The sequence below is a fragment of the Brassicibacter mesophilus genome (assembly GCF_050433385.1).
Lineage (GTDB): Bacteria > Bacillota > Clostridia > Tissierellales > Proteiniboraceae > Brassicibacter > Brassicibacter mesophilus.
The window spans coordinates 1-6722 of the sequence record NZ_JBNPXI010000044.1 but is presented as its reverse complement, the minus strand read 5'-3'; the positions used below and the strand labels follow the sequence as shown (position 1 = coordinate 6722).

At 31.0% G+C, this 6722-nt stretch carries 5 protein-coding genes and 1 other annotated feature; of the genes, 3 read left to right on the top strand and 2 right to left on the bottom strand.

Annotated elements, in window-relative coordinates:
- Positions 1 to 368 precede the first annotated feature (368 nt).
- Complete coding sequence (locus HNR33_RS22485; RefSeq protein ID WP_429088238.1) at positions 369 to 818, bottom strand: YaiI/YqxD family protein; 450 nt, start codon at positions 816 to 818, stop codon at positions 369 to 371.
- A gap of 32 nt (positions 819 to 850) precedes the next feature.
- Positions 851 to 2542 carry a glutamine--tRNA ligase/YqeY domain fusion protein gene (locus tag HNR33_RS22480; RefSeq protein WP_429088236.1) on the bottom strand — a complete coding sequence of 564 codons (1692 nt, stop codon included), beginning with the start codon at positions 2540 to 2542 and terminating at the stop codon, positions 851 to 853.
- An 82-nt stretch (positions 2543 to 2624) separates the two neighbouring features.
- Positions 2625 to 2886 (bottom strand) — a binding site (T-box leader).
- Positions 2887 to 3168: 282 nt separating this feature from the next.
- On the opposite strand from HNR33_RS22480, the gene HNR33_RS22475 reads away from it, so the two are divergent.
- From HNR33_RS22475 to HNR33_RS22465, 3 genes are all read left to right on the top strand, one after another.
- Positions 3169 to 4677 (top strand): DUF1846 domain-containing protein, encoded by a 1509-nt coding sequence (locus HNR33_RS22475; RefSeq protein WP_429088233.1) that lies wholly within the window; start codon positions 3169 to 3171, stop codon positions 4675 to 4677.
- Positions 4678 to 4867: 190 nt separating this feature from the next.
- Positions 4868 to 5560 carry a response regulator transcription factor gene (locus HNR33_RS22470; protein WP_429088231.1) on the top strand — a complete coding sequence of 231 codons (693 nt, stop codon included), beginning with the start codon at positions 4868 to 4870 and terminating at the stop codon, positions 5558 to 5560.
- An 8-nt stretch (positions 5561 to 5568) separates the two neighbouring features.
- Positions 5569 to 6648: a sensor histidine kinase gene (locus HNR33_RS22465; protein ID WP_429088229.1), complete on the top strand. Its 1080-nt coding sequence runs from the start codon at positions 5569 to 5571 to the stop codon at positions 6646 to 6648.
- The last annotated feature ends 74 nt before the right edge of the window (positions 6649 to 6722 follow it).

The following is a 6722-nucleotide window of genomic DNA, read 5'->3' as shown; positions in this document are numbered from 1 at the left end:
CATAAAACACATTAGTTTACATTTAAAAATTCACTTCTACATCTATAGGTTCTTTCTACACCTCTTTTAATCATGAGTTTCGCAATTACCTAATAAATATATTTTGAACAAGATTTATAGAAAATCTTGTTCATTTATAACTGAATTATATTAAGGCATTTGAAATAATTGGTTTCATCAGTTTTTTGAAACACTACCATTTCAAATACTATGTGTAAAAATTGTGCAATTAAAGGTCACAGAGGATATTATATTTAATGCGTGAGATATATTCAATCTATTTTAAATAATTAGAACTAAAGAACTATTTATAGTATTTTATCTTGTTAGTTTTTTTAAAACTTAAAAATTATTTTAAAATTAATATCTTATTTTAGTAGTGTTAGTAGTGATTTGATTAAAGCTTTTAGGGAGCTTTCAAATTGAATATCTGCTTTAGAGTCTCTTTTTTTAAACTTAGAATAAATTTTATGTTTTCTACGCAATTCTTTATTTATATGCCTACGACTTAACAATTCATCAATGTTATTTTTAGAGATAATAAACCCATTTTGGTTTATACATATGCCGCCTTTTGCTAAAACCATTGCTGCAAGGCCATAATCTTGAGTCACTACTATATCATCTTTTTCAGTATGATTTACTATATAATAATCTGCACTATCAGCAGAGATATCAACTGTTACTATTGTAGCATAATCATCATAGAGCTCATGAGCATAGTTTTTTACTATTGTAACATCAATTTTATTTTCTTTAGCTATCTGTATAGTTAAATTTACAACAGGACAGCCATCAGCATCTACAAGTATTTTCAAAATTATCACCCTAGGTAATTATATCATAAAAGCTATTTCTTACTCCAAGAATCCTTTAACGATACTGTTCTGTTAAATATTAGCTTTTTATCAGTAGTATGTTTTGAATCTACACAGAAATACCCATGTCGTATAAACTGATATTTACTTTCTTTAGGTACATTCTTTAAAGAAGGCTCTAAGATACAATTTTGAAGCTTCACTAATGAATTTGGATTTATTTTTTCTTCCCAAGATAAGGTTTTGTCTTTTAATAACTCTTCATTTAATATTAACTTGTCATAAAGACATACATCTGCTTTAATTCCATGATTTGCCGATACCCAATGAATAGTACCTTTGACCTTTCTGCCAGTAAAACCAGAGCCACTTTTAGTCTCAGGATCATAGGTGCATATTAGCTCTATTATTTCACCTGTAGATTTATCCTTTATAACATTTTCGCATTTAATGAAGTATGCACCTTTTAAACGTACTTCTTTGCCAGGGGATAGTCTATGAAAACCTTTAATTGGGTTTTCCATAAAATCATCTTTCTCAATATACAAGGTTCTAGAGAAAGGTATTAACCTAGTTCCGAGAGATTCATTTTCAGCATTATTTACAATTTCTAAATATTCTGTTTCATTTTCAGGATAGTTAATAATAGTAACTTTTAAAGGATTTAAAACTCCCATGACACATTTCACCTTAGATTTTAAATCTTTACGCAGACTATGTTCCAGTATAGATATATCGGCAGTACTTTCACTTTTTGGTACGCCTATTTCTGTTAGAAAGTCCTTTATACTATTAGTAGTAATTCCTCTGCGGCGCAATCCCTTTATAGTAGGTAGTCTTGGGTCATCCCATCCGTCTACATAACCACCAAATACTAGTTCTCTTAAATATCTCTTACTAGTTATTACACCAGTTAAGTTTAGTCTGCCAAATTCTCTTTGCTTCGGAGGCTCTTTTATGTCTAATTCATTTAAGAACCATTCATATAGAGGTCTATGGTTTTTAAATTCTATTGAACAAAGCGAATGGGTAATTCCTTCTATGGCATCTTGTAGTGGATGAGCAAAATCGTACATGGGATAGATGCACCACTTGTCTTCAGTTCTATAGTGACGAGCAAATTGTATTCTATATATTACAGGGTCTCTAAGGTTAATATTTGGCGATGACATGTCAATTTTTGCTCGTAAAACCTTTGAAGCAACAGGGAGTTCACCATTTTTCATCTTTTCAAATAGAGTAAGATTTTCTTCAACAGTTCTATTTCTATAAGGACTATTTTTACCAGATGTAGTTAGTGTACCTCTATATTCTTTTATTTCTTCAGGACTCAAATCGCATACGTAGGCTTTTCCTTTTTCAATTAGTTTTACAGCAAATTCATATATTTTATCTGAATAATCAGAACCATAATAGATTCTATTCTTTGGGTCAAAACCAAGCCACTTCATATCTTCGATTATAGAGTTTACGTACTCCATATCCTCCTTTAATGGGTTAGTATCATCAAAACGCAAATTGAAGTTTCCATTATATTTAGATGCAATACTATAGCTAACATTGATAGCAAATGCATTACCAATGTGAAGATGACCATTCGGTTCAGGTGGGAAACGAGTACATATATCTCTGTTAAAGGTGTTATTATTAATATCCTCTTCAACGATTTTATGCATAAAGTTTGTAACAATAGTATTATTATTTTTTTCTAATGGGTGACACATTCCATATCCTCCTTTTTATTAAAATTATAATAATAATGAAACTTCAACAATAAAAAAACTCTCACCTCCAAGACTTATTAGTCTTGGGGACGAGAGTTTTATCTTCGTGGTGCCACCCCAGTTCGTTAACATGTTACCATGCTAACCTTATCGAGTACGGTAGCATTTATGCTACTTATACCCTAGCTCTGTAACAGGAACTCCTGTCATAGTCTCCCCTTTTAAAAAAGGATCGATATGAAGCTCAGAGGCTTGTTTCAATAAAATTTTCTTTACCCATTTTCACCGTCAAGGGTTCTCTGTGAAAGAAATAAATTATCTACTCTTCTCATCATTGCTTTTAAATTAGTATGGATTAATTTAGCATATTATATACTATAGCTAGTGATGTGTCAATGTTACATTAGTTATATCTATATAGTCAATAAATTTATACCTTAGTGTAGGATGTGTCGGAAATATTAGCGAGAATTTTATTGGCGTTTTTTACCATTTTTTTAATATTTACTTTATAACAAAGTTATGTAATAATAAAAGTTTGTAATATAAAGTTTTATTATTATCATTGTTTAATTAAGTAATAATAAAATAGGCGAGGATGATTTAAAAAAAGTGAGGTGTTAAAAATGAAAATAGGATTTGATCACAAGAAATACTTAGAAGAGCAGTCAAAGTATATTCTGGAAAGAGTAAATAATTATGACAAGCTGTATCTTGAATTTGGTGGGAAGTTATTATTTGATCTTCATGCAAAAAGAGTTCTGCCTGGATTTGATGAAAATGCAAAAATCAAGCTACTTCACAAACTAAAAGAAAAAGTCGAGGTTGTTATCTGCGTGTACGCAGGTGATATTGAGAGAAACAAGATAAGAGGGGATTTCGGCATAACATACGATATGGATGTTCTAAGACTTATTGATGATTTAAGAGCATATGAGCTTGACGTAAACAGCGTTGTAATAACTAGGTATGACGGACAACCAGCAACAACCGTATTTATAAACAAGCTTGAACGTAGAGGAATTAAAGTATATAAACACAAAGCGACAAAAGGATATCCTATAGACGTAGATACAATTGTAAGTGACGAAGGATATGGTAAAAACCCGTATATTGAAACCTCAAAGCCTATTGTAGTCGTTACAGCTCCAGGACCAGGAAGCGGTAAACTAGCAACCTGTCTTAGTCAGCTTTATCATGAATACAAACGTGGAAACGTAGCAGGCTATTCAAAGTTTGAAACCTTCCCAGTATGGAATGTTCCTTTAAAGCATCCGTTAAATATAGCGTATGAATCGGCAACAGTAGATTTAAAAGATGTTAATATGATTGACTCATTCCATTTTGATGCTTATAATGAGATAGCTGTAAACTATAATCGTGATATTGAGACATTTCCTGTGCTTAAGAGAATTATAGAAAAAATAACAGGTGAAGAATCTATTTATAAATCTCCGACAGATATGGGCGTTAACAGAGTGGGATTTGGAATAATTGATGATGATGTTATCAAACAAGCATCTAAGCAAGAAATAATCAGAAGATATTTTAAAACAGGGTGTGAGTATAAAAAAGGTTATGTTGATAAAGAAACCTTCCAAAGAGCCAAGCTTATCATGGAAGAGTTAGATCTTAAAGAGGAAGATAGAAAGGTTGTTCTTCCTGCAAGAGAATACTCTGCTAAATTAAGAGAAATGTCTGATAAGAATGAAGTATGTCCTATTGTAGCTATAGAACTTAATGATGGCACTATATTGACTGGTAAGAGCTCAGATGTAATGCATGCAACTGCTGCTGCAGTTTTAAATGCTGTTAAACACTATGCTAATATATCTGATGGAATTCATCTTATTTCTCCAGTTATTCTTGAGCCGATTATTAATCTAAAGCAAAAGACACTTGGCAGCAAAACAACAGCTTTAGACTGTGAAGAAATATTGATTGCACTTAGTATATGCGCTGCCACAAATCCTACAGCACAAGTAGCAATGGAAAAACTATCGATGCTGAAAGGGTGTCAAGCACATTCTACTACAATATTAAGTATAGGAGATGAGCAAACTTTTATAAAGCTTGGCATAGATGTAACTAGTGATTCTGAATACCCTACAGACAGTCTCTATTATAATAACTAGATAAAACTACTGCATGAGTTGAGGAATAATTTTCTGATTTAAATACTAGCCGGTTGTTACGAATAAGTAGCAATCGGCTTTTTAATACAAAAAATATGGGTTTATTTTCTAATCATTAATATTATATAATGATATATAGGCATTTAACAAAGAGATTTGAAAATTAACTATAAATATAGAGGAGAAGAGCATGTATAAGGTATTAGTTATAGAGGATGATGAAAAAATACAACGTTTAGTAAAAGATAAACTAGAAAGATATAATTATACTGTTTCCATAATCAGTGATTATTCTGATATAAAGAGTATTTTTCTAACAGAAGATCCTCATTTGGTTTTGCTAGACATAAATCTGCCAAATTATGATGGATTCTTTTGGTGTAGAGAAATAAGAACAATATCAAAAGTGCCGATCATATTTATATCTGCAAGATTTTCAGATATGGATCAGGTTATGGCTATAGAGAATGGGGGCGACGATTATATTACTAAACCATTTTCGTTTGACGTTTTACTAGCAAAAATTAAAGGGGTAATGAGAAGAACCTATGGAGAATATGCAGAAAATAAGACCAAGGATGTATTTGATGCAGATGGAGTATACCTGTATGTAAATCAAAATATAGTGGAATGGAATAATAATAAAGTAGAGCTGAGTAAAAAGGAGTTTTCACTGCTCTATATTCTTATTACAAACCTAAATGATATAGTTCCAAGAGAAAAGCTATTAGAAGAGCTTTGGGATGATATGGATTTTGTTGATGACAATACGTTATCAGTAAATATCGGCAGGCTTAGAAAAAGACTAGAAGACATAGGTATATATGATGCAATAGAGACCAAAAGAGGTCAAGGATACTCTATGGTTAAAACTTGGAGTTAGGTGATTATATGAGGTTAAAGGATTATTTATTAGATAGATTATTATATATTGTTTTTTATTATATTAGTATTTGTCTGGTTATTATAATAATGATGCTAGACTTAATTATCAGAGAGGAAGAGCTTGTATTTGAAAATATAGTATATGCCTTTTTACTATCTACCGTACTATTAATTGCTTTTATGGCAATAGATTACTTGAAAAAAAGAAACATATATAAGGCTGTTAATGAAGGTCTAGATAAAGAGGATAGCTCTGCTTATATTTTTAATATTCCTGATAACATAAGCAGGGAGTACGATATATTTAAGTACCTACTATCTAGAAACTACATGTTTTATCAAAACACACTAGAAAAATACAGAAAAAACTACAAGACTCAAATGGATTTTAAAAGCAGATGGATTCATCAGATGAAGACTCCTGTATCTGTAATAAAGCTTATGCTAGAAAATGAAAAGGATAAAGACATAGATATACAAACTAGAAAGAGCTATCAAAGCATAGAGGAAGAAATTGAAAAGCTATCACATGGACTTGAAATGGCACTTTACACGCTACGAGTAAATGACTTTGAGTTAGACTTTAAGGTGGAAGAAGTAGATGTACTAGAAATAGTAAGAGCAGTTATAAATGAAAATAAGAATGCTTTTATTGTAAATTCTATTTATCCTAAAATAGATTCAGAAGAAAACACAATAGTTAAAAGCGATAAGAAGTGGATAAAGTTTATAATAAGCCAGATAATATCTAATAGCATAAAATACACTAAGGTTAATAATATAGAAAATAAATCTGTGAAGATTAGTCTATACAGAGAAGCCAGTAAAGCTATACTTTCTATAGAGGATAACGGTGTTGGAGTATCTAGTGAAGATATTGACAGAGTATTTAATCCCTTCTTTACTGGACAAAATGGGAGAAAATATCTTGAGTCAACAGGAATGGGTCTTTATCTTTCTAAAGATATATGTGACAAACTAGGGCATAGTATAAGGCTGGAATCTACCGAAGAGAAGGGTACAAAGGTGATTATAACCTTTTTTGATGGGAGAAGTATTTATAACTTAACCCGTTGTGCTAGTTAAAATTTACAAATAGAAAAACCCCAAAACATTATGTTAACCTATCATTAATAACGACAAAGAAATTAAGATAGGAG

Excerpts from the sequence above, each read along its gene's own strand:
- HNR33_RS22480 (WP_429088236.1), bottom strand. The coding sequence starts at position 2,542 with ATGTGTCACCCATTAGAAAAAAATAATAATACTATTGTTACAAACTTT.
- HNR33_RS22470 (WP_429088231.1), top strand. The coding sequence starts at position 4,868 with ATGTATAAGGTATTAGTTATAGAGGATGATGAAAAAATACAACGTTTA.
- HNR33_RS22475 (WP_429088233.1), top strand. The coding sequence starts at position 3,169 with ATGAAAATAGGATTTGATCACAAGAAATACTTAGAAGAGCAGTCAAAG.
- HNR33_RS22465 (WP_429088229.1), top strand. The coding sequence starts at position 5,569 with ATGAGGTTAAAGGATTATTTATTAGATAGATTATTATATATTGTTTTT.